The following is a 23,044-nucleotide window of genomic DNA, read 5'->3' as shown; positions in this document are numbered from 1 at the left end:
GGGGATAGGGGATATCCCCGGTATTGTGCTACCGTGCTAACTATCTTATGTTTTTTCTTTTTTCTCTTTTCTCTTTTCTCTTTTCTCTTTTCTCTTTTCTCTTTTCTCTTTTCTCTTTTCTTTTTTCTTTTTTCTTTTTTTTATTTCTTTATTCCTGTATTTCTTACGCTATTCCTCCCATTTTCATCTCTTTGGCTTATGGGAAGCCATTAATATATCTTTACCGCTGATCGTGGTGAATAGAATTGTTGGAACTAAAGTAGTGAGTGACAACTCACAGATTATTTTGTGGAAAAGAGAATTTTAAGAATGTCACGTGAGTATTATGGATTGGGTGCTTGTTCATCATGGTGATGAATGACATCACTTGAGTCAAAGTAGTAAGTAACAGCTCACGTATTTTTTAATTAAGTGCAGGTAAGTCAATAAAATCAAATGGGTATAGTGATTTGATAATTATTTATTACTCCAGAGAATGTAATCACTTGAGCCAAAGTAGTAAGTAACAACTCACGTGTTGAAGAGCGCGCGGAGATATAAGTGATGGCTGTGGGGTAAAAAGAGTTAAGAGAGTTAGGTTAGGCAATCGGTAGGTGACTCTCAGTGGCATTGGCTCTGTGAATAAAAATTCTGGATATAAAGTAGTAAGTAACAGCTCACATGTTGAAGGGGGCGGTGACTGCCAGTGATGGTAGTGGGGTGAGGGGAGCTAGGAGGAGCAATGGAGTGTATCAGTGTGACGAATGGACATTCTAGACGTAAAGTAGTGAGTAACAACTCACAGGTTATTTTGTGGAAAAAAAATTTAAGAATATCACGTGAGTACGGTGGACTGGGTGTTTCTCCATCACGGTGATGAATGACATCACTTGAGCCAAAGTAGTAAGTAACAACTCACAGGTTATTTTGTGGAAAAGAGAATTTTAATAATATCACGTGAGTACTGTGGACTGGGTGTTTTTCCATCACGGTGATGAATGACATCGCTTGAGCCAAAGTAGTAAGTAACAACTCACTCGTTTCTTAACTAAGTATAGTTAATTTCAATAAAATCAAATAAGTATATTGAGTCGACAATTATCCATTGCTGGGGTGAATGTAATTGCTTGTGGTAAAGCAGTAAGTAACAGCTCACTTGTTATGGAAATATAAAAATATAGCTGGAAGGAAAGTAATAGAATGTAGAAAATAAGGCTGTATTAATTTTCTAACTGATTAATTTTTATATAAACTATGAGTTAGATTTATTGATGAAGAGAGTGGGTTAAATAAAAATTATCAATAATATTTATTGTTGAAGATAGGCCGGAAGAAAATATTAATCTAACTTAAACTTAAACTTAAACTTAAACTTAAACTTAAACTTAAACTTAAACTTAAACTTAAATCAATACTATTGCTAAGTGGAGTTTAATAATATTACGTTTATTATTTGAATATTTATAATGCTATAAATAGATATAAATATTTTTCATAATTAAAAATGAAGATTAGAAGGTTAAATTATCCATAAAAATGTTATAAAACATATTTATTTAAAATCCAATAAAGGAAATTCTTCTAATATTTTTTTGAACCACGGTGTGAAAATTTCAGGAGTAAGAACGATCTCTTGTTTTAATTGAGGAAGGCTTACCCATCTTACAGATGAGACTTCCTGTCTATTTGGTTGAATATATTGGTTATAATAACCAATAAAAATATGGTCATACTCATGTTCAATTAAGCCTCCCTGAACATCTGCTTTATAAATTAAGGAACCTATGTGCGTCAATGGAGTGACAAAACCTAATTCCTCTTGAAGTCTACGTTCAGCAGCTTTCTGAGTATCTTCATTTGGTCTAGGATGACTGCAGCAAGAATTTGCCCATTGTCCCGCTGAATGATACTTATGAAAAGCACGTTGTTGAATTAGTAGCTCATTTTTCTCATTAAAGATAAATACTGAGAATGCTCGATGTAGATGACCGAGCTGATGTGCCAATAGCTTTGGCATAACCCCAATAGGTTGGTCATGCTCATCGACTAAAATTAATTCATCTTCCATTTATATTATTTTCCGTCATTAAATGATTGCTTTAGTTTAGTATAATTAAAAATATAAGTTTGCATATTAGAGCTGTTTAATTATAAATATAATTATTTTTAACTCACAGCTATCATAAGGTGATATAGCTGTGAGAGTAAAAATTATTTTTGTTGTAAAACCCAAACTGCAGCTTCAACTCTTGATTTTAAATTGAGTTTTTTTAGTAAATGTTTAACATGTACTTTTACTGTACTTTCTGCAATATCCAGTTTACGAGCTATCATTTTATTTGATAAACCCTGAGAGATCAGTTCTAAAATATCGGCTTCTCTTGGTGTCAATGAAGCAATATTATTATCATCCTGTGTGGTGTTATCTCTTAGTGATTCAGCAAGCACAGATGCTAATGTTGGGCTGACAACTAACTTACCGCTTGCAGCTTCTTTAAGGGCTACGATAAGCTCTTCAGGCTCCATATCTTTTAGTAAATAACCATCGGCACCTCTTTTTAGTGCATTGACTAAATCATCACTATAATTAGAAACGGTAAAAAGAATAATTCTACCTGATAGCTCTCGCTTCCTAAGTTCATCGAGAGTTTCAAAACCATTCATGCCTGGCATGTTGAGGTCAAGTAAGATAAGGTCAGGATCTTGCTCTTCAGCGATCTGTATGCCAGTTTTACCATCTCCAGCTTCACCGATAACTTGCAATGAAGACTCCAAACTAATCAATTGTTTGACTCCATTTCTTAGCATCGGATGATCATCAATAAGTAGAATGGTTGATTTTTCGTTCACTATATTTGTATTTTCCATAGATGATTTTCCGGTATGTTAAGCGTCAGATAAAGGGAAGGTAACTTTTACCTCTGTTCCACCTTGAGGCCTAGGTGTAATACAACAATTTCCATTAAGGCTTAATGCTCTTTCTCTCATAATAATAAGCCCATAATGGTTAAGTTTATCAGTATTTGACGTGATCCCTGTACCATCGTCAGTAACTGTAATGGTAACAATACCATCATACTGGTTTAATGAAACCTCAGCCCACTTTGCATTAGCGTGTTTTAAAATATTAGTTAATGCTTCTCGGACTATTTGTATTATATGAATAGATTGATGCGGTGAAATACTTTTCGCGGGTAGGTCGTAATTTAAGCCTATTGTATACCCTGTGCGTTCACTAAATTCACTAATAGTACTTTCTAATGAGGGAAGTAAACCCGGTTCCATTAATTTAAGCCTAAATGTAGTTAATAATTCTCTTAACTGGCTATATGCGGTATTAATCTCGCTACGCATTTCTGTTAACAGTTGTTGAGGTTTTTCTGGTAATGGCTCTGGCTGTAATTGCAGATAGCTAATTTGCATTTTTAAACAAGATAAAGATTGAGCAATCGAGTCATGAAGTTCACGCGCAATTGCAGAGCGCTCATCCATGATAAGTAACTGTTGCTGTTGTTCTATCTGGTGCTCCATGGCTAACATACCAGAGATTTGTTTAGCTAAAACAGAAACGAGGCTATTTTGTTCATCTGAAAGTATTTGGTTATCTTCAATCTCTCCAATAATAATGCCATAACGATGCATATTGTCTGATAAATCCCACTGTAAGCTGAGCGGTTTTTCGATTGAAGCTTGTTGTTCTAGCTGCGTTGTATTCACTTCTGATAACCCGGTTGAATGGCAGCATATTTCGTGAAAATATGTTTCGTTGCTTTCTTCATACAACCGTAAACTGAGATTTTTGAGTATGGTAATATTTTCTAGTTCAATAAGGACTTTTTGTAATCGCAAGTAGAGAGGATCTGATGAATGAAGGATTTGGCTTGATTGATATAAGTATGATAACACTTTATTTTTTGTGATTAAGTCTGCAGTTTTCTCTGCAACCCTTTCTTCAAGCTGATGATAACTTAGCGCTAATTCATCCGACATTTGGTTCAGAGTTTCTCCTAGCGCATTTAGCTCATCTTGCCTATTATTTTTAGGGTAGCGTTGGCTAAAATCTTTTCGTCCAATCGCATTGACCATTGATAATAATTTAACCCATGGGTAATAAATTTTTTTTCTCAGGTGCCAGATAGTTCCCATCAGTAATAAGAATACTAAACTGATAAAAATCAGTTGTGTCATGGCAACATAAGCAATCTTTCTTTCCGTTTTCTCATCAATGTTATGAACTAATTCATCTAGTTTACTTACAAATGATATAACTTCGTATCTTGCATCATTAGGGGCATTTGCTTCCATTAATGAGGGTTTCAAGATATGTAGCCAGTAATTGTAGAGTTCATCAAATTGAGGCGTTAAATTTTCGATCTTTACAACTTGAGTCAGTTCTGGACTGATGAGGTCAGATTCTAATGCATCGAGATAACGCTGATTCTGGGTATTTAAAGGGACTAGAGAAAGTAATCTGTAGCTCTGCATTCGTAGTGAACCTGATTTATTTATTGCATGAGCATTACCTTGCACACTTATAATCATTCGATTGGAAATCGTCATCCCAATAATTCCTAAGATCGCAATAAGTAGCATTAGGCCGATCACTTGGTTAATGATTGAAAATCGACGATACAGCGTGGGCATGTGTCACTTCCTTAAAAAGTCGTGCTAGTGAACTTAAAATGCATACTTCTAGTATTGTTCATAAAGGTTTGAATATTAAATATACTACTTTGGTAGTAATTTTTGGGATTTATAACAGAATAGTAAATAGAAAATAAAATTCTCCGTTGAGTTTTATCGTGTTATTTATTGATATATAAGATTAAATTTTATTTTTCTGTGAGTGAATTTACGTATTATAGCGTAAATTAAAGATGAGTTTCTTTTGATTTAGATCAGTTTAAATATCGAAGTAAATCAATATGTAAACTAATATACATCGAAAGTATTTTTGATAATCATATCAATGATAGAAAGAAGGGCAGCCCTAATGGATAGAGCTACCTTTTTGTTTTAAGCTTTTTTTAATTTTTTGAATAGTGAGATTATCGCAACAAGGATTAGACCTGTTACTAGCCCAAAAAATAAATTAATTACAGTTGGTAGGATAAACTGCATAGTACTACCAATGATCGGTGTTAAGGTTGCAGTAAACGATATTTCGGTAATCCATTCTGAAATATAGCTGATACCGTGGGTTAGAATACCACCACCGACCATAAACATCGCGGCAGTCCCTACAACAGATAATGTTTTCATCAGATAAGGGGTTGCATAAATCAATGAATTACCACATTTTTTTAATAAAGATGAGGTTTTCTTCTGTAAATAAAAGCCTAAGTCATCTAATTTGACAATCCCTGCAACTAAGCCATATACACCGATAGTCATTACGATAGCAATGATAGAGAGTACGGCCACTTGGTTGATAAAAGTGGTAGTGGAAACAATGCCTAGTGTGATAGCAATGATTTCGGCTGATAAAACAAAATCAGTACGAATAGCCCCTTTGATTTTTTTACTTTCAAATTCCTTAAGTTGTTCTTCTGATAACTGTAACTGGTTTTGGAAAACAGTATTTTTTACGTTAGAATGCAAGAGCTTATGAGTTATTTTTTCTGCGCCTTCAAAACAAAGGTAGGCCCCACCAACCATAAGTAGTGGTGTGATGGCCCAAGGAATAAAGGCACTGATTAATAACGCTAAAGGAACAAGTATTAATTTATTAATAAATGACCCTTTAGCGACGGACCAAACAACAGGGATCTCCCTATCTGCACGAACACCTGTGACTTGCTGGGCATTTAGCGCGAGGTCATCACCTAAAACTCCAGAGGTTTTTTTGGCTGCCATTTTAGTCATGACGGAAACATCGTCTAGTACAGCGGCAATATCATCAAGTAAGGTGAGTAAGCTACTTCCAGCCACAAGGGTATCCTCAATATTTTTTTAAGGTGTCATTAATGTTTATTAGGTCAGTTAATGGATAATTAGTTCACTACAACATAAGCCATATTTACAAATAAGATAATCCCACTGCAGTTGAAAAGTCTGAATTTTGAATTATTAAATTTTTATGACAATGGAACCAATATGATTTTTTCGTTTCTAAACTATTAATTTTAGTAAAATAACATACAGTTATCTACTATCTTACTTTATGTTTGGTTTAATTATTTAGTTTATAAATAATTTTTAATAGATTGGTATAGGGTTATAATACATGTCTTCTCAGCCAGTTTTGAGTATTGTCGTTGCTGTATATAACGGTGAAAAATTTTTACCTCAGTTCTTTGATAGCTTAATCGCACAAAAATTAGAAAATTGGGAACTGATTGTTGTAAATGATGGCTCTAAAGATAAAAGTGAAGACATCATTAAGTCTTATGCAGATAAATTTGTACATTTGAAAGTGCTTTATCAAGAAAACCAAGGTGTCTCAGTTGCTCGCAATACAGGGATGGTTGAGGCCACCGGGAAATACATTACATTCCCTGATATTGATGATGAAATTAGCTCACAAATGTATGGGCGCTTATTAGAAATCGCATTATCAAATAATCTCGATGTTGCAACCTGTAATGGGACTTATGTTTACACTAATGGTGATGCCCCAAAGGCAATTTTTCCACCGAATAAAGTCCCGTCAACTGGTGTCATTTCAGGTCCTGAATGGCTTGAAGTTGGCTTAAGCTCTCGCAAGTTTTTGCATGTAACTTGGCTGAATTTATATCGTTTAGACATGTTGCGCGAACACAAGTTTTTCTTTGAACCCAAATTACATCACCAAGACATTCCTTGGACAACAGAAGTGTTGCTCGTGGCAAAGCGCGTGCAATTCATCAATGAACAATACTATCGATATTTAATCCATAACCAATCTGTTTCTCACTCATTGAGTGGTGATGAACGTTCAGTCCGTAAGATAAAAACCTATTTGAAAATTATTGATATGCTGTTAAATATTTACCAGCGTTATCCTGAACAAGTTAAACAAGCACCGGCTTGTCTATGGCAGGTAGGAAAAGAAGGCTTAGGGGTGATTCAAGCGCTATTAGCTATCAAATCACCAGATGTACAGAAAGAAATGGTACAACTATTTTTTGATAAGGGTTATTGGCAAATTGTGTGGGCACATGCAACTACAGTAAAATTAAAATGGCGATTAATTAGGCGCTACACAAAGCTAAAAGAAATTATCAAATCATAATTTGCGGAAAAGGTAGCTATTTTAATAGGCTACCTTTTTTGTTTTCTATTTTTCTAATTGCTTTAGAGAAGCAATAAACATATCCCATAACTGTGGGTTATCTAACTTTGTCGCAACTTGTGTGTGGCAATCTGCTTTAGCGGGGTGGCGAAAGTCAGTCACGGTCATACCTGTTGTTAAAGCGCCCTGTAGTTCGATATCAATCGGGGCTTTAATCGTTTCCATTATGGATGGGTCGATAACATAAGCAACAGCACATAGGTCATGAACTGGAGCATGGTCAGTATAGCCATTACGTCTGCGGTAACCAGCAGTGTAGTAATTTAGGGACTCAACAACAAAATCACTTACAGGTGTGTTTAACGCAGCAATTGTTTCCATTATTTGGTCGTCTGGCCTTGCTTGGTGTGTAAGGTCTAGCCCAATCATAGTGATAGGCCAAGTTTCATTAAATACGATATGAGCCGCTTCAGGGTCTATAAGGATATTGAACTCAGCGACTGCAGTACGGTTACCTGTATGGTAGCCTCCTCCCATTAATACCACTTCTTTGACTAACTCTACAATTTCAGGTGCTTTTCTTACTGCCAAAGCAATATTTGTGAGGCCTCCAATCGGGACGAGAGTCACCGTTTTAGGGGGATGTGACTTTAGCGTATCAATAATTAAGTCAACAGCATGGCGCGGATCAACAGGTAATTTGGGTTCGGGGAGGTGAGTACCGTCAAGGCCTGTTGTACCGTGAACTTCTGGGGCTGTCTGAATGGTTCTCACGAGTGGTCGAGAGCAACCCGCAGCGATAGGGATATTATTTGCACTAACGAATTCCATAATTGCGCGTGCATTATGAGTGACTTTATCTAAAGTTTGGTTTCCAACGACAGTCGTTACCGCAAGTAACTCTATATTTGAATTGCCTAATGCTAAGAAAATTGCCATTGCATCATCATGGCCAGGGTCACAATCGATAATAATTTTATTTTTAGACATTATTTCTCCTTTTCTTAGGTTATTTACTTTTGATTAACATAATATAGGGATGAATTTATTTTTATGTGACGTAAGTTCTATTTTCATGAATGCTAATGTAATGAAACTATTCATTAGGGTAACTAATGAGGAGTGATGTGATTAACATATTAATAACAATCGTGTTGAGTTTATAAAGATAATGTGTTCTTTATGTAGTTTTAAGCAATATAAATGAAACCGCCTAGAGGGTTTTTATTAACGAGTTAATGATTGAGGAGGCAGAGTGGAGAACTATCTAGAAAGATTACCTGATGTTATTGATTCTGTTGCAACTAATCAGTTTTACCCTAATTTATTATCATGGTTGTCTTCACTTATTGCATTCGATAATGCGATTGTTTACTCCTTTGAAAAAGGAGCGCCACCCCGATTTCTTTCCAAAGTAGAGCGCCGTAATAGCGATAGTATTAACAGAATCTATCAACGAGGTGCTTATTTAATGGACCCATTCTACCAAGAAATCCAAAGAGGAGGCGCTTCCAAAGTGTTAACACTAAAAGAACTCGCACCTAAAGGATTTTATCATACGGACTATTATCTCAATTTTTATCGCAAAACAGGGTGGTGTGATGAGGCTGGGCTGTTATTAGATATTTCAGATGATAGGCAATTAGGTATTTTTTTTGGTAATGAAGATAGGCCTTTTTTCTCGGAAAAATATACGCAAGCGCCACTTAAAGATGCCTTCGATATCATTCGTAGTATGGTCAAACTTCATAAAGATATTTCTCCTTCTTCGGTGTCGAATCACTACCAAAATATCGATATGCAAACACGATTTGGCCTGACCCCCAGAGAGTGTGAAGTTGTCGAGTTAATTTTAGCGGGTAAAGGCTCACCACAAATTGCACAGGCGCTTTTCATTAGTTTAGGGACAGTGAAAAATCACCGTAAGAATATCTATCAAAAGTTAAGTATTAACTCACAAGTCGAATTATTTAACTTATTAATGAATAGGCTGAGTTAAGTGCAAATTATCGTAATATATTGATTTAATATGGTTTTATGGGATGCTGTCTTTTTTGTTATTACGTTATTTTTTTTGATTTTGTCTAGATGGTCTTAATGAACTAAAATTAACAAACAATATTGTTAATATGAGAATGGTTTGTTAATTACTTGATTTTTTTGGTTGTTTAATATTTTTTGTGAATTTCGTTACTATTTAAATATTCTACTTGGCTCACATTTGTTAACTTTATGTTTCGAATGTCCCTAAAGGGCTATGTAATTGTTAATGTAAGGTTAAGATAATCGGGTTATCGAAAGATACTAAATAGGGTATCCATAATGAATAACCAAGTAGAATCATTGACTTACTATGCTGCAACTAAGAAGTATGACTTACGTTTTCCGACATTAAAGGAAGATCTTGATGTTGATGTCGTGATCATCGGTGGCGGCTTCTCTGGGATCCATACCGCACTAGAGCTATGTGAGAAAGGGATCACCAATATTGCTATTTTGGAAGGGCGTCATCTTGGCTATGGTGGTTCAGGGCGAAATGGCGGCCAAGTGATGGCAGGCATTGGTCATGATATCGATGCAATTAAAAAATATGTTGGGCCAGAGGGTTTAGAAACGATTTTTAAACTCAGTAATATGGGCGCGGGGATCATGCGTGATCGCATCGCTAAATATGATATTGATGCAGACTTTTGCCGTGGTTACGCATACTTAGGAAGCAACAAGCGCCAAGAAAAGACCTTACGTAGCTGGTTAAAAGACTTCAAGTCAGTTGATCCTGATGAAGAAATTGAATTTTACAGTGGTTCAGAACTAAAACAGATTATTGGTTCCGATGCTTATACCTGTGGTATCAAGCACATGGGTGGTGGGCATGTTCACTCATTGAATTTATTATTGGGTGAAGCGAAAGCGATTAGTGAAATATATGGCGCTAAAATATTTGAAAATAGCCAAGTATTAAATGTGGAGTATGGTAATACCATCAAAGTTAGAACTGCGATGGGAACAGTTAAAGCACAGAAAATGCTATGGGCTTGTGACTCATTTCTAAATGGTCTTGAGCCGACGCTTTACCCTAAAACCATTAATACTTACGCATATCAATTAATGACTGAAGAATTGCCTGATGAATTAATTGAGCAAATTAGCCCAATCCGTGGTGCTTATAGTGATATTCGCCCCGTTATAGATTACTACCGAGTAACGAATGAAAATCGCTTATTATTCGGTAGTTCAACACATTTTCTTGAATACATTCCATCTGATCTTAAAGCATGGAATCGTAATTTAATGCTAAAAGTCTTTCCTTACCTCAAAGATGTCAAAATTGAACTAGCTTGGGGTGGACCGATGGCATGTAGTGCAAATTTATTTCCACAAATTGGCTCATTACCACAACATAAAAATGTGTTTTATGCACAGGGCTATTCAGGTTTTGGTGTTACGCCTAGCCAGATTGTGTGCAAAGTCTTGGCTGAAGGGATGGTAGAAGGTTCTCATCGTTATGACTTAATGAGTTCTATCCCGCACGCCAATATTATTGGTAAAGATAGCATGCGTAATGTGATTGTTTCACTGGCAAAAATAATGCATCAGACATCCGGTTATTGGCAAGGTCGCCGCTAATTCGTTATCCACTTAACTAGTTTATTTAAATCGATTAAAGGTAAAAATTATGATCAGTCCATTACTGTTAAACAAACCACTGCCAGAACTATTAAATATTGGTAGTGTGACAAACTTAGGTTCTGTGGTTGTTGAAGGCGACCCTCAAGCGAGTGTTGCGATGATCCACGGTGAACCAACGGATAACCTGACCTGCGGTATTTTTGCTTGTACTAAAGGTAAGTTTAAAATGGTATATCCATTTGATGAAATGGCGACAGTTCACGAAGGTTCGGTGAAGTTAACGGATGTGAAAACCGGTGTGACGGTTGAATACCATAAAGGCGATACATGGTTTGCTGCGAAAGGTACTGAAGTTTTATGGGAAATTGAAACACCACGCTTCGTAAAACACTACTTAGCTTGTGTAAATGCCTAATTAATTTCTATTTAGTGGAGTGATAACAATGAGCGAGTTAAGCCTATTACCAGAAGTCAGTGAGTTTTTGAAGCGCCAGCACGGTCATTTTATCAACGGGTTACCGGTTTCTGGCAAGGGCGATACTTTTTTTGATGTTGTTAACCCAGCCACAGAACAGGTTATCGCGAAAGTAAAAGAAGGGACCTTAGCGGAAGTGGATGCCGCAATGAATGCAGCTCATACTGCGTTTAAAGGGGTTTGGGCAAATACCACACCAATGGAAAGAGGGAATTGCTTAAACCGCCTTGCTGACTTGCTTGAAAAGCACCTTGAAGAGTTAGCCCAGTTAGAGACGTTATGTTCAGGCAAAACCATTCAATTATCTCGTTTTCTTGAAGTGGGGTCATCTGCGCAGTTCTTGCGTTATTTTGCTGGTTGGGCGACAAAAATCAGCGGGGAAACGTTGAATGTTTCATTGCCTTCTTTTAATGGTGAGAAATATTCTGCATTTACCCAGCGTGAACCCGTTGGTGTTGTAGCCGGTATCATTCCTTGGAACTTTTCTATTATGATTTCCATTTGGAAATTAGCCGCGGCTTTAACATGCGGTTGTACGATTGTGTTGAAACCAAGTGAATTTACGCCACTAACTATGCTCAGAGTGGTGGAATTAGCAAAAGAGGCAGGGATCCCTGACGGTGTCATTAATATCGTGAATGGCGGTGGTCGTGAGGTTGGGCCCGCACTGATCCATCATCCGCTTTGTTCTAAAGTGACATTTACGGGGTCTGTACCGACTGGGCTGGCGGTAGGGCGTTCAGCGATGGAAGGTAAATTAACCCGAGTCACACTTGAACTTGGTGGGAAAAACGGCGCTGCATTCTTAGCTGACCTCTCGGTTGAAAAAATTGTTAATGGGATTATTGAAGCGGGATATCTAAATCAAGGACAAATTTGCGCAGCTGCTGAGCGGTTCTATATTCCCTCTAAATTGATGGATGAAGTATTAGCGGAACTAAAAACACGTTTGTCTGCGATGAAAGTGGGTTCTCCATTAGATGAAACAACCGAGATGGGGCCGCTGGCAAATAAAGCGCATTATGAAAAAATCTTAGCTTTGTTTGAAAAGGCTCGCGAAGAGGGTAGTGAAATTATTTATGGTGGCCAGCCAGTTGCAGGTGCTGGGTATTTTGTGCCTCCAACCATTATTCGTGCTAATAGCCCAGATGATGTATTGATGAAAGAGGAAACATTTGGGCCAATAGGGACTTTCTTGAGTTACGATGATGAAGAAGAACTTATTGAGATGATGAATAGCACTCCGTTTGGTTTAGCTGCGAGTTTATGGACAAATGATCTCAGTAAAGCAATGCGCATGATTTCACGCATTGAAGCGGGAACCGTATGGGTGAATATGCATACTTTCCTTGACCCCGCAGTGCCATTTGGTGGCATTAAGTCATCAGGTATTGGTCGTGAATTTGGTAGTGCCTTTATTGAGTATTACACAGAGTTAAAATCTGTCATGGTGCGTTATTAGTTTCAATTTATATTCAATTAATCCACATTTCCCGGCCACCGTGCCGGGTTTTTTGTATTTAAATACACAGAAAGCGTTAATAATGATTCGTTATCGATAAGGTGATGAAAAAGGATGTAGTGGGTGGCCGTTAGAGCCATTGTCATTTTTCTTGGCGAATGATAAAGCCTGACGAAACAAGTTCGGTTCGGTTAGTCACATTCGCTTTAGTGAAGATATTGCGTAAGTGAGTCTTCACTGTTGATAGTGAAACTCCCAATAATAATGCAATTCGCTTATTACTTGCGCCTTCCCGTACTAAATGGATGATTTCTTGTTCTTTGGGGGTATAAGACACTAGCGAATCGGGTAACACATCGAATGTCATTAGTTCCGCGACAGGCAAGATAGCATTTAATCGCATGATTTCTTGTTGGCTAAATGGGCTGTCTCGCAGTACCGAAATCCCCGCAATAATTTTATTTTTACGGCGAATAAATATTTCAGCCATATCAGTCATATTATTTGGCCGCATAAAATCATGGAAAAAAGCTTGATTTTGCTGGCATATTTCAGGATCCATTCTCACTAAGCGTAAGTCATCACCGCGAAAATGGTCAGGGTGCAATGGGTCAAATTGGTGAAAGTAAGCGAGATACTCTTCGTGCATTTTTGCCGGGATCCCATGAAGAACATAGTTACTTGGCTGGCAATGATCATTCACGAGGTAATACACCAAAGCAGAAACTGGAATGATATGTGCAATGGTATTTAGGCAGCAATCAATTAATGTTTGTTGATGAGGCTCGAATAATGGTGAATTCATCATATTCCCTTGTGTATTAATCGAATTATTATCATGCTCCTTAATGCTCTTAACATAAAGTAAACATATTAATAACGTGAGGTTGATAGCAGTATTTAAAACGCATAAAAACTCCACAAATATTGATTGGTAGCTTTTTGGTATCTTTAGAGGATTATTTATTAATATATTAATGAGTTAATTGCTTGCTACATATTGATATTACTTTAATTATTTTTATTTCCTCTCAAAGTGTGGGTACTTTTCGTGAGTTAAATTTTATTTCCCCTCTCTCTAGGTATCGTTCTTTAGAACGATAGCAGCCTGTTTAGGCTTATTTCTATAGTGGATATGTAGTTACTTTGTTTTTACAAAAAATTCACATTCATGGCTGAGTAGAGAGTGAGAGGGATGTAAAATGAATTTATCCTCAAAATTGTCGACACATTTAGAAAAAGGGAAAGTTGGCTTTCCGACCACATTGGCGAGTTCTGCCGGCTTGATTATGGCTAGCCCCGTTATTTTAACCGTTACGAGTGGATTCGGTATAGGTGGTGATACGTTTGCCCTAGCCGTGCTACTTAGCTTCATTATGATGCAAGCTCAGCTAACCACATTTTCGGAGGCTGCAGCCATTCTACCAACGTCAGGCTCAGTATATGACTATATCTCTTGTGGGATGGGGCGGTTTTGGGCGATAACTGGCGCGCTTTCGGCTTATTTGATTGTGCATGTGTTTGCAGGAACTGCCGAAACGATCCTTTCTGGAATTATGGCGCTTGTTAATTTTGAGCATCTCAATACTGTCTTAGAAACCAGTAATTCGTCTTGGATGGTCGGCGTGGGATTAGTTGTCGCGTTTGGGATTTTAAATGCATTCGGCATTGAAGCCTTTGGTAAGGTTGAGGTTGTACTGACATTCGCCATGTGGTCTACGTTAGTGATTTTTAGTGTGAGTGGTTTGATATTGCCCTTTCATGTCGATATGGACGGCTGGTTTGGTCAGCCACTCAATACTGACCCAACATTGATTCTCAGCTTTGTTGGTATGGCGATGTTCATGTTTGTTGGGTGTGAGTTAGTGACACCAATGGCGCCTGAAATTAAAAATTCCGCTAAGGTGATCCCTCGCGCGATGACAACGGGCCTATTTTGTGTCGCGCTCTGTATGGTGTTATTCGGTGCAGCTTTAGCGAACCAAGTGGAAAATGTGGTCGTTGACCCGCAAACAGGCACACGTTTACTGGAAACACCAATGGCAATCCCTGCATTTGCTGAAATTGTGATGGGTGAGTTTGGGAAGTATTGGATAGGTGTCGCATTATTATTGGCTGGTGGAGCAACCATTAATACGTTAATGGCAGCGGTTCCTCGTATTCTTTATGGAATGGCGCTTGATGGGGCATTACCACGCATCTTTGCTTATTTACATCCACGTTTCAAAACCCCAGTATTCGGCATTTTAGTGGCCGTGATGATCCCGTGTTTGCATGCTTTTGCTATTCAAGGCGACCTTGACCGTATCATTCCATTGGTACTGGCGGCGGTGTGTTCTTGGGGAACGGCTTACTTGCTGGTAACGATTTCAGTGGTGTTATTGCGTATTCGTCGTCCTGACTTACATCGTGCTTATCGTTCTCCTTTTTTCCCTATACCGCAAATTATTTCGAGTGTCGGAATTATTTTAGCTATTGTGTACATTACCCCACCGGGTATGAATAAATCGGATATCTATATTCCTTTTGCCATTATGTTAGGTTTAACCGCAGGGTATGCATTAATTTGGACCGTTTTCGTGCAGAAAGTTAATCCATTTAAACCCGTAGATGTTGAATCCGTTTTATCAAATTCCTTTGCTGATGAAGAAATGGAAGGAGGCCAACTTGAGCCATTACGTCACCTCGCCTAAACCGTCTTTGTGGGAAAAAATCGGTAAGCTCACTCAGCAACGTTTGCCTGCCGGATATCAAATAGGATTGACACTTAACCGTGTTGAAAAGGACATGGCGCCTTATCCATGTGAGTGGGGAGCACCCGGAGAGCTTCTTGTACAGCCTCAACCGGAGTTAACCATTGAGGTGACAGAGCGACCAAGAAAGTTGTTTCTTGCTTTCATTGTGTATAGCCGTTTTGCGGTGTCAGGCCAATGCACAGATAATATCAATGCAAAAATTGAAGTAAAAACCCGAGGGAGTATAAAGAAAAAACATATCCATTTCGTCTCAAAACAAATGGATGGACAGAGAGTTATTGAATGGCTGAATGAATACCCCATTATTAGGCAAACATTAGAAGAGCTGGAATTTAATCATTGCGAAATAGAGTTTAGCCATGGTCGTTGGCGTTGTGAAATCGAGCCTTACACCGCATCAGAAATGGTGAGCCGTATTCCTGCGACTCGCCGTTATTTGAGATTAGTACAAAAACAACGCTATTATTTATTGAGTGCGCTGCAGTTAATTAACCAATTGGTGGAAAAACGTGCTGTGAGCCATTGAGTTTAAAAGAGTTTTTTGATAGTAATAATTATTATCAATTGACTCGCTGGAATTTGATGTGAAATCTTTGCCTCTTTTAGGTTGTATGTTGCTGTCATCTACTGCAATGGCAACGCATTCTGACTGCATGCGTTTATCTGAGCTTTCCTTTGTTGAAGGGCTGCATGATAGCGAGGGCCATAGTTGCTTATCTATTGAAGTATCACAGCAAGATTTTATAAAACAACGTGGTGAAGGCCTTTCCAAGGTCCTGTTATTGGACTCCAATAAACAGCCAGTGCGTGCATTGCAAGAGTATGGCTCGGTGCAAGAACCCCATAGCGCAGACTATGTCGTATCAGAAAATGGGGTTTATTATTTAGCATTGAATGGTGAGCCGGGTAAACCTTGGCAGTTAAAGTTTGATATCAGCGAGTACCAACCTTTAGCCATTAAGAAAGATAATGAACCTATTAGCCCGATGCTACAAAGTTTACTTGATGAACATTATCAAAATGGCGATACAAGCGCATTTTGGCATGCTGTCACCGCGCAAGGAACACCACTGGTTGAGGTGTTTTCAAATCGACAAAAACGCGTGACATTTCTTTGGCGAGGCGCGAAAGCAAATGCTTATATTCTAGGGGCACCGTCGGGTAATCACGAAAGAATGGCCCACTTGGCGGGAACGGATATTTGGTATCGTTCTTTTATCATTCCTAATGATACGTTATCGCAATATAAAATTGCACCGGATATCCCTTCAGTGCCAGAGGGCGGCTTTGCTCAACGTAAGGCGATTTTAGTCACTGCGCAGTCAGACCCTTATAATTCTCACGTTATTCCTTCGCAAAGCATAGATAAATATAACCGTTTTTCGTTGTTATCATTAGTACCGAATATACGCCAATGTCATTTCTCCGATGTAGAAAACAGGCAGATTAAAGGCCATTTAGAGACATTTACGTTGGCGAGTCAGGTATTAAAAAACGAAAGAAAAATAACGGTTTACCAGCCTAATATCCCAATGGAAACCCCAGCACTATTGGTGCTATTGGATGGCCAAATTTACCTGCAAAACTATCAAATGGATAAATTCTTTGATAAGTGGATGGATCAAGGGAGTTTCCCAGCGATGAATATTGTGTTTGTGGACAGCATCAATTCAGCGCGTCGTGGTGATGAGCTTCCTCCTAATGATGCGTTTCCTAAGTTGCTGGCGGATGAACTTATGCCTCAGCTCGCGGAAATGGGAATTCAAGCACCTGCAAGCCATACGATTATTGCAGGTTCCAGCTATGGAGGGCTTGGGGCGACATGGAATGCGTTACAGTACCCGGAAATTTTCGGTAATGTCATTAGCATGTCAGGATCTTACTGGTGGGCTCCGAAGGATAAAGACCCTGAATGGTTAATTCGTGAAATTGAAATGATGCCAACACAACCGATCCGTTTTTTCCTTGAGGCTGGCCTATTTGAACAACGTGGTAGTTGGGGGGGAATTATTCAAAACCACTACCGGTTATTCGATGTTCTAAAACATAAAGGTTATCAAGTTGATGCCATTGAACTCCCTAGTGGGCACGACTACGTTTCTTGGTGTGAAACGCTTTATGAGGGAACAAACCAACTTGCGTCACAATGGTAAATAGCCCTAACGCTCATGCATAAAAAGCAGCTTATATTTAGCTGCTTTTTCACATTTATGACAAACGTCTTCATTTCGCCATAAAAGCGTCATTCAACTGTCATCTGGCTCCTTTAGCATGCCTTTCATTATTTGAAATATACATCTTCTATTTTCATTATTGATTGGCAAGGAAACAGTTATGACTGGTAATTTTATGAAATCCCTTTTAGCTGTCACGGTAAGTACTTTAATTTTAGGGAGTACAGTCCCTGCCTACGCGGCTGATAAAAATGATGCGGTGTCAGAAAACCGTGCGGCGCAAGGTGATATCACCAAATTTGGTGGCGCGCGTCGTTTAGCGACAGAGCAAACTGATATCATGAAAGCGGCACTTCACAATGGCCAAGCCAAAAATGTGATTTTATTTATTGGTGATGGTATGGGGGACTCAGAGATAACTGTTGCTCGTAACTATGCAGAAGGCGCTTCAGGGTTCTTTAAAGGTATCGATGCGCTGCCAATTACGGGTCAGTACACCCATTATGCATTAGATAAAAAAACACAAAAACCCGACTATGTGACTGATTCTGCCGCGTCTGCCACTTCGTGGTCTTCCGGTGTGAAAACCTACAATGGCGCATTGGGAATTGATGTATTTGGTAACGACCATGAGACATTAATTGAGATAGCTAAACGTAATGGTAAAGCTACAGGTAACGTCACAACTTCCGAGATTCAAGATGCAACGCCTGCTGCGCAATTTTCGCATGTGAGTGCGCGTAAATGTTATGGCCCTGAGGAAACAACAGAAAAATGTGCGACTAACGCGCTAGAAAATGGCGGTCGTGGTTCAATTTCAGAGCAACTGTTGGTAACTCGCCCAGATGTCACGCTTGGTGGTGGCGCTAAGAGCTTCAAGCAAGAAGCAAAGGCGGGTGACTACAAAGGTAAAACGTTGGAGCAACAGGCGATTGAACGTGGGTACAATATTGTGCGAGATGCTAAATCATTAGACAGCATTAAAGTCGCAAATCAAGACAAACCTGTTCTTGGCTTATTCCACGATGGCAACATGACGGTTGCATGGGAAGGCCCGAAAGCGGTTCATTATGGCAATATCAACAATGCGCCGTTAGAGTGTAAACCGAACGCTAAGTTAGACCCTAATGCGCCAACATTAGCTCAAATGACGAAAAAAGCGATTGAACTGTTAGAAGTTAACCCGAATGGTTTCTTCTTACAGGTTGAAAGCGCTTCTATCGATAAGCAAGATCATAAAGCAAACCCATGTGGCCAAATTGGTGAAACAGTTGCTCTTGACCAAGCTGTACAAGTTGGCTTAGATTTCGCTAAAAAACATGGTGATACATTAGTTATTGTGACAGCTGACCATTCACATTCAAGCCAAATTATTCCAGAAGGCACAAAATCAACGGGCTTAACGCAAGCGTTGATTACTAAAGACGGTTCTGTGATGGTAGTGAATTACGGTAACTCTGAAGAAGATGATTCTCAAGAGCACACCGGTGCTCAGTTACGTGTGGCGGCTTATGGCCCACATGCGGCAAACGTAATGGGTCTAACTGACCAAACTGATTTGTTCTTTACCATGCGCGATGCAATGGGATTGAAGCAATAAACCAACCCTGTAGTGAAAATTCTCCGCAATAGGATGTTGCGGGGGATTTTTTTATTTTTTAGTCTATTTTCTCCTTATTTTTCAACCATTCCTCAATAAACTTACTAAATATTTGCACTTCTTTTTTTATCCGTTATCTTGAAAAATTGATTTATCTGATAACAATAAATGTGCTTATTCATGGGCACGAATAATGAGAATGGCATAATGAGAGAAGTTCGCGAACTACAACGAGATGAAATCCCATCTGTTTGGTCTATCGATCGCACTGAATTAATTGAAAACCTTTATCTGTATCAAAATGGCGAGTTGGTGCTATCCAAACAGCGGTTTGATATGAAAGGTTGGCCAGAAGGTGAACCTGAAGCCTATACCCCCCATTTGTTGGAAAGTTATGACCAAGGCGCGGTATTTCTTGGGGTTTTTGAACAGGGCAAGTTAATTGCTGCTGCAAGTTTAGATAATGTGTGGCGCGGTGAGCAAAAAAATTTACTGCAATTATCTTTCCTGCATGTGAGCCACTTGTACCGTGGCGAAGGTTTAGCAGGGATGTTATTCCAGCAATGTGTTGAAATTGCGATGCAAAAAGGGGCAAAAGGCTTATATATTTCTGCGACGCCTTCAGAAAATACAGTGCACTTTTATCAATACCTAGGCTGTACCTTAATTGCACAACCTGATCCTGAATTATTTGCATTGGAACCTGAAGATATTCACTTTATTTATCTATTTTAGTAAGTTTTTTTTTTGTAAAATAAGTGTTAATTTATAGGGCGATGAAATAAAAAAGCATTGAAATTTACTAAAAACTAGATATTATTGATAATCATTATCATTTAAAGTGTTGAGGTCACTATGCCAACTAGCATATCAAAAACCACAGGTTTAAAGCGTATAGGCGCTGGCCTTTGGGGTGTCTTTGCTGTGATATTGTTGAGCATTGCTTATGTACTCAATAATATGGGCTTAGATAATTTAAAAATCATTATGATTATCATGATGGTAGCAACTGCGGGGATGTTATTTAATCGTGGTTCTCGTCGTTTATTGATTATCCCAGCTGTGATCTCACTTGCATGTTTTATGATGGCCTTTGTACTACAAAGGTAGCTCTATAATCTAATTGATAATTAAATAGAACAGAAAAAAGTGGTATCGAAAGATATTGATAATTGAATGGTATTCAAAATAACGGTTTATTCAAATGATTTATTATTGTCTTATAGTAAATAAGGCAAATAAGACAGCGTTAGCATTACAGATAAGGTCAAAAGGGCAGGATGTTATAAAAAAACGACTGACCAGTGGTGCGAAAGGGGGGACTTGAACCCCCACGTCCAAAGGACACTAACACCTGAAGCTAGCGCGTCTACCAATTCCGCCACCCTCGCAATACTGTCACATCAATACTACTGTCACATCAATACTATATTATTGTGATTTACCCAAAGCTAGTGGTGCGAAAGGGGGGACTTGAACCCCCACGTCCATAGGACACTAACACCTGAAGCTAGCGCGTCTACCAATTCCGCCACCCTCGCAGTACCTAACTAAACTTTGGTCCATCAATGCTTTTAACCAGCAATAATGTGGTGCGGATTTTAGGCTAATTTCGACGAACGTCAATAATTTTTTTATGAAGTATTTTTTGATTGATGAAAAAATGGCCGGTGAAGGATCACCAGCCAATGAGAAGCATGATAAATTGTGCTTTAGCCTAAATTACTCGTGTATAAATTAACGCTTAACTGCTTGGTAAACTTTAAATTTTCCCGTTTTTGCAAGTACTTCGTGACTACCAAAAGCTTTATCGAGTAAATCAGGGTATGGTAAGAAAGCATTCGCAACGATCCGCAAGCGGCCCCCTTTTTTCAGGTATTTAGGGGCTTGGTAAATCATATTTTCAACCGCACGATAACTGGTGTTTAGGCCATCATGGAATGGCGGGTTAGAAATAATCCAATCAAATTTATCGTTAATATCTGAGTAAGCATCACTAGCGATGACTTTACCAGTCAGTTTATTGGCTTCAAGAGTGGATGCTGCGGAATCTAGTGCAGACGCACTGACATCACTTAAGGTAAGTTTGATCTCTGGGTTTTGTGAGCCGATCACCGCGGCAATCACACCGTTACCGCAAGCAAGATCAAGCAGATCACCACTCATTGGATCGGTTAATGTTGATAACAGTAGGTCACTACCGATATCAAGCTCATTATGGCTAAACACCCCTGGTAATGCGTTAATTCTAACATTATCAAGTTCATAATGACGCCACCAGCGAGCAATATCAAAGGTGGTTGGTTGCTCTAATTCACCATAGTACAAGCCACAGCGACGTGCGGAGTCAATTTTTTGTAAGCTAGCGATCCCCTCCATAATGGATTCGGCGCTTTTAACACCACTGCGATTCTCACCGACGATAAAAATTTGGCTACCCGCAGCAAGATGAGTACAAAGGTCATCGAGTTGGAAACAGGCTTCTTGCTTGTTTTTTTGCCAAAAATAAATGAGAGTATCGCAAGGCTGGATAAATTCCGCAGGCGTAGTGGCAGAGAATAACGCCATATCTCCCATTAACGGCTGTAAACGCTGCCAGTGATGATACTGGTTGGTGATGACACGAACACTAGCCGCTTCTAAGGTTGCAGCGAGCTCATCCTGAATGTCACCGGCCAAAATGACATGACGATCTGTAAAATGTTCGAGATGGCGTTGAATAACTTCGCTGGCAGGTGTCAGTAATGACATATTCTGTCAATCTCCTAAAATAATAAAAAAACCGATGACATCTTACCAAAGATAAGAGAAATAGCATTGCTCTGTTGGCGCTATTGATCCCCTTTGATAAGATGTGGTTGTAAAATTGCGACTGGAAAATCAAATGACACGACGTGACAGGCTTTTAGAACAACTGGGGATCACTCAATGGATGGTGAGAAATCCTGCCGTGTTACGTGGTGAGCGTGGTGTAAGGATCCCAGCGTCGACTAAGCTTATTATTATTACTGATGAGAACCTTGATTTAAATAGCCAATTGCTAAAAGATATTTTTCTTTCCATGAATATTGCACAGGACGATGTGGTTTGTGTAAATTCAGAGCAACTAGGTTTAATCCCAACACCAATAATAACACCATGTTGGGTATTAGGTGATGAAATCCAGCCTGAAGGTTCAAAAATCATGTTTACTTCACCCGTTTTGTCTGAGCTAAGTACAAGCTGTAGCGCTAAACGGGCACTATGGAAACAAATTTATCAATATGATGAAAATTTCAACACTAAAGCAATCTGATCTCGCAACTGCGTACTTAATTGAGAAGTTGAGCCATGATTTTCCATGGACTGAGCGAGTTTTTTATGGGAACCAAGGGGAAAAGTACCATAACATAAAAATATCTGTTAATAATCAAATTGTTGGTTATGCAATAACACAGTGTGTTCTTGATGAGGCGACCTTGTTTAATATTGCCATACACCCTGATTACCAAGGGAAAGGCTATGGCCGTTTGTTGCTAGAACAGCTCATTGAAGAACTCGTAAAGAAAGGTATTCTCACGTTATGGTTAGAAGTGAGGGAATCAAATGCATCTGCTTTGCATCTATACGATAAGCTAGGTTTTCATCAAGTGACGGTGCGTAAAGATTATTACCCCGCCAAAAAAGGCCGAGAAGATGCTTTAGTACTTGCTTTGACTCTATTTTCTGATGAATAAATTTAAGTAACAAATAATTTATTACTAATATAATTAAAA

At 38.7% G+C, this 23,044-nt stretch carries 20 protein-coding genes and 2 tRNA genes; 13 read left to right on the top strand and 9 right to left on the bottom strand.

Translation table 11 applies throughout. The features are described 5' to 3' along the window. Nucleotides 1-1,531: 1,531 nt before the first annotated feature. From idi to PSF67_RS19060, 4 genes are all read right to left on the bottom strand, one after another. A complete protein-coding gene (gene idi, locus PSF67_RS19075; protein ID WP_272677485.1) occupies nt 1,532-2,047 on the bottom strand; it encodes an isopentenyl-diphosphate Delta-isomerase in 516 nt (171 codons plus the stop codon). Between the two features lie 143 nt (nt 2,048-2,190). Further along, nucleotides 2,191-2,847, bottom strand: coding sequence for a two-component system response regulator NarL (gene narL / locus PSF67_RS19070; protein WP_102140311.1), 657 nt, complete (start codon nt 2,845-2,847; stop codon nt 2,191-2,193). An 18-nt stretch (nt 2,848-2,865) separates the two neighbouring features. After that, nucleotides 2,866-4,623 carry a nitrate/nitrite two-component system sensor histidine kinase NarX gene (narX, locus tag PSF67_RS19065; RefSeq protein ID WP_102140310.1) on the bottom strand — a complete coding sequence of 586 codons (1,758 nt, stop codon included), beginning with the start codon at nt 4,621-4,623 and terminating at the stop codon, nt 2,866-2,868. Between the two features lie 372 nt (nt 4,624-4,995). Next, nucleotides 4,996-5,910, bottom strand: coding sequence for a DUF808 domain-containing protein (locus PSF67_RS19060; protein WP_272677484.1), 915 nt, complete (start codon nt 5,908-5,910; stop codon nt 4,996-4,998). Between the two features lie 295 nt (nt 5,911-6,205). Here PSF67_RS19060 and PSF67_RS19055 point away from each other — a divergent pair, with 295 nt between their 5' ends. Next, complete coding sequence (locus PSF67_RS19055; protein WP_272677483.1) at nt 6,206-7,192, top strand: glycosyltransferase; 987 nt, start codon at nt 6,206-6,208, stop codon at nt 7,190-7,192. Nucleotides 7,193-7,237: 45 nt separating this feature from the next. On the opposite strand, the gene uriH is transcribed toward PSF67_RS19055, so the two are convergent. Beyond that, nucleotides 7,238-8,182: a uridine-preferring nucleoside hydrolase UriH gene (gene uriH, locus PSF67_RS19050; RefSeq protein ID WP_272677482.1), complete on the bottom strand. Its 945-nt coding sequence runs from the start codon at nt 8,180-8,182 to the stop codon at nt 7,238-7,240. Between the two features lie 265 nt (nt 8,183-8,447). On the opposite strand from uriH, the gene PSF67_RS19045 reads away from it, so the two are divergent. The 4 genes from PSF67_RS19045 (at nt 8,448) to PSF67_RS19030 (ending at nt 12,759) form a co-directional block, all read left to right on the top strand. Next, nucleotides 8,448-9,191 (top strand): helix-turn-helix transcriptional regulator, encoded by a 744-nt coding sequence (locus tag PSF67_RS19045; RefSeq protein WP_210844513.1) that lies wholly within the window; start codon nt 8,448-8,450, stop codon nt 9,189-9,191. A 323-nt stretch (nt 9,192-9,514) separates the two neighbouring features. Beyond that, complete coding sequence (locus tag PSF67_RS19040) at nt 9,515-10,819, top strand: NAD(P)/FAD-dependent oxidoreductase (RefSeq protein ID WP_210844514.1); 1,305 nt, start codon at nt 9,515-9,517, stop codon at nt 10,817-10,819. Nucleotides 10,820-10,868: 49 nt separating this feature from the next. Further along, nucleotides 10,869-11,237: a cupin domain-containing protein gene (locus PSF67_RS19035; protein ID WP_102140304.1), complete on the top strand. Its 369-nt coding sequence runs from the start codon at nt 10,869-10,871 to the stop codon at nt 11,235-11,237. 28 nt (nt 11,238-11,265) lie between these two features. Beyond that, complete coding sequence (locus tag PSF67_RS19030) at nt 11,266-12,759, top strand: aldehyde dehydrogenase family protein (RefSeq protein ID WP_102140303.1); 1,494 nt, start codon at nt 11,266-11,268, stop codon at nt 12,757-12,759. A gap of 142 nt (nt 12,760-12,901) precedes the next feature. Here the strand turns inward: PSF67_RS19030 and PSF67_RS19025 are convergent, their stop codons facing one another. Next, on the bottom strand, nt 12,902-13,564 hold the full coding sequence (locus PSF67_RS19025) for a LuxR C-terminal-related transcriptional regulator (protein WP_231068937.1): 663 nt from the start codon (nt 13,562-13,564) through the stop codon (nt 12,902-12,904). Nucleotides 13,565-13,961: 397 nt separating this feature from the next. On the opposite strand from PSF67_RS19025, the gene PSF67_RS19020 reads away from it, so the two are divergent. The 6 genes from PSF67_RS19020 to PSF67_RS18995 all read left to right on the top strand — a co-directional run bounded on the left by PSF67_RS19020 (nt 13,962) and on the right by PSF67_RS18995 (nt 20,399). Next, on the top strand, nt 13,962-15,452 hold the full coding sequence (locus tag PSF67_RS19020; RefSeq protein ID WP_102140301.1) for an APC family permease: 1,491 nt from the start codon (nt 13,962-13,964) through the stop codon (nt 15,450-15,452). After that, a complete protein-coding gene (locus PSF67_RS19015) occupies nt 15,427-16,041 on the top strand; it encodes a DUF3156 family protein (RefSeq protein WP_231068938.1) in 615 nt (204 codons plus the stop codon). The genes PSF67_RS19020 and PSF67_RS19015 overlap by 26 nt, the downstream gene beginning before the upstream one ends. 58 nt (nt 16,042-16,099) lie before the next feature. Beyond that, a complete protein-coding gene (locus tag PSF67_RS19010) occupies nt 16,100-17,668 on the top strand; it encodes an alpha/beta hydrolase-fold protein (protein WP_272677471.1) in 1,569 nt (522 codons plus the stop codon). 181 nt (nt 17,669-17,849) lie between these two features. Continuing rightward, nucleotides 17,850-19,289 (top strand): alkaline phosphatase, encoded by a 1,440-nt coding sequence (phoA, locus tag PSF67_RS19005; RefSeq protein WP_102140299.1) that lies wholly within the window; start codon nt 17,850-17,852, stop codon nt 19,287-19,289. A 207-nt stretch (nt 19,290-19,496) separates the two neighbouring features. Beyond that, nucleotides 19,497-20,024 (top strand): GNAT family N-acetyltransferase, encoded by a 528-nt coding sequence (locus PSF67_RS19000; RefSeq protein WP_272677470.1) that lies wholly within the window; start codon nt 19,497-19,499, stop codon nt 20,022-20,024. A 120-nt stretch (nt 20,025-20,144) separates the two neighbouring features. Then, complete coding sequence (locus PSF67_RS18995) at nt 20,145-20,399, top strand: DUF1435 family protein (protein WP_004905763.1); 255 nt, start codon at nt 20,145-20,147, stop codon at nt 20,397-20,399. A 195-nt stretch (nt 20,400-20,594) separates the two neighbouring features. Here PSF67_RS18995 and PSF67_RS18990 read toward each other — a convergent pair. From PSF67_RS18990 to rsmC, 3 genes are all read right to left on the bottom strand, one after another. Continuing rightward, nucleotides 20,595-20,680: transfer RNA gene (locus tag PSF67_RS18990), tRNA-Leu, on the bottom strand. Between the two features lie 64 nt (nt 20,681-20,744). Next, a tRNA-Leu gene (locus PSF67_RS18985) sits at nt 20,745-20,830 on the bottom strand. A 196-nt stretch (nt 20,831-21,026) separates the two neighbouring features. Continuing rightward, nucleotides 21,027-22,040 (bottom strand): 16S rRNA (guanine(1207)-N(2))-methyltransferase RsmC, encoded by a 1,014-nt coding sequence (gene rsmC, locus PSF67_RS18980; RefSeq protein ID WP_206276352.1) that lies wholly within the window; start codon nt 22,038-22,040, stop codon nt 21,027-21,029. A 133-nt stretch (nt 22,041-22,173) separates the two neighbouring features. Here rsmC and PSF67_RS18975 point away from each other — a divergent pair, with 133 nt between their 5' ends. Beyond that, on the top strand, nt 22,174-22,584 hold the full coding sequence (locus PSF67_RS18975) for a DNA polymerase III subunit psi (RefSeq protein WP_102140297.1): 411 nt from the start codon (nt 22,174-22,176) through the stop codon (nt 22,582-22,584). Further along, nucleotides 22,553-23,005 carry a ribosomal protein S18-alanine N-acetyltransferase gene (gene rimI, locus PSF67_RS18970; protein WP_102140296.1) on the top strand — a complete coding sequence of 151 codons (453 nt, stop codon included), beginning with the start codon at nt 22,553-22,555 and terminating at the stop codon, nt 23,003-23,005. Before PSF67_RS18975 ends, rimI begins: the two co-directional genes overlap by 32 nt. Nucleotides 23,006-23,044 lie beyond the last annotated feature (39 nt).

Origin of the sequence: Providencia sp. PROV076, assembly GCF_028483405.1 — a bacterium.
GTDB lineage: Bacteria > Pseudomonadota > Gammaproteobacteria > Enterobacterales > Enterobacteriaceae > Providencia > Providencia huaxiensis.
This window is presented reverse-complemented; position numbering and strand designations above follow the sequence as displayed.

What these genes read in the sequence shown, in the direction of transcription:
- idi (WP_272677485.1), bottom strand. Translation starts at nt 2,047, where the DNA reads ATGGAAGATGAATTAATTTTAGTCGATGAGCATGACCAACCTATTGGG.
- narL (WP_102140311.1), bottom strand. Translation starts at nt 2,847, where the DNA reads ATGGAAAATACAAATATAGTGAACGAAAAATCAACCATTCTACTTATT.
- narX (WP_102140310.1), bottom strand. Translation starts at nt 4,623, where the DNA reads ATGCCCACGCTGTATCGTCGATTTTCAATCATTAACCAAGTGATCGGC.
- PSF67_RS19055 (WP_272677483.1), top strand. Translation starts at nt 6,206, where the DNA reads ATGTCTTCTCAGCCAGTTTTGAGTATTGTCGTTGCTGTATATAACGGT.
- uriH (WP_272677482.1), bottom strand. Translation starts at nt 8,182, where the DNA reads ATGTCTAAAAATAAAATTATTATCGATTGTGACCCTGGCCATGATGAT.
- PSF67_RS19040 (WP_210844514.1), top strand. Translation starts at nt 9,515, where the DNA reads ATGAATAACCAAGTAGAATCATTGACTTACTATGCTGCAACTAAGAAG.
- PSF67_RS19035 (WP_102140304.1), top strand. Translation starts at nt 10,869, where the DNA reads ATGATCAGTCCATTACTGTTAAACAAACCACTGCCAGAACTATTAAAT.
- PSF67_RS19030 (WP_102140303.1), top strand. Translation starts at nt 11,266, where the DNA reads ATGAGCGAGTTAAGCCTATTACCAGAAGTCAGTGAGTTTTTGAAGCGC.
- PSF67_RS19025 (WP_231068937.1), bottom strand. Translation starts at nt 13,564, where the DNA reads ATGAATTCACCATTATTCGAGCCTCATCAACAAACATTAATTGATTGC.
- PSF67_RS19020 (WP_102140301.1), top strand. Translation starts at nt 13,962, where the DNA reads ATGAATTTATCCTCAAAATTGTCGACACATTTAGAAAAAGGGAAAGTT.
- phoA (WP_102140299.1), top strand. Translation starts at nt 17,850, where the DNA reads ATGACTGGTAATTTTATGAAATCCCTTTTAGCTGTCACGGTAAGTACT.
- PSF67_RS19000 (WP_272677470.1), top strand. Translation starts at nt 19,497, where the DNA reads ATGAGAGAAGTTCGCGAACTACAACGAGATGAAATCCCATCTGTTTGG.
- PSF67_RS18995 (WP_004905763.1), top strand. Translation starts at nt 20,145, where the DNA reads ATGCCAACTAGCATATCAAAAACCACAGGTTTAAAGCGTATAGGCGCT.
- rsmC (WP_206276352.1), bottom strand. Translation starts at nt 22,040, where the DNA reads ATGTCATTACTGACACCTGCCAGCGAAGTTATTCAACGCCATCTCGAA.
- PSF67_RS18975 (WP_102140297.1), top strand. Translation starts at nt 22,174, where the DNA reads ATGACACGACGTGACAGGCTTTTAGAACAACTGGGGATCACTCAATGG.
- rimI (WP_102140296.1), top strand. Translation starts at nt 22,553, where the DNA reads ATGATGAAAATTTCAACACTAAAGCAATCTGATCTCGCAACTGCGTAC.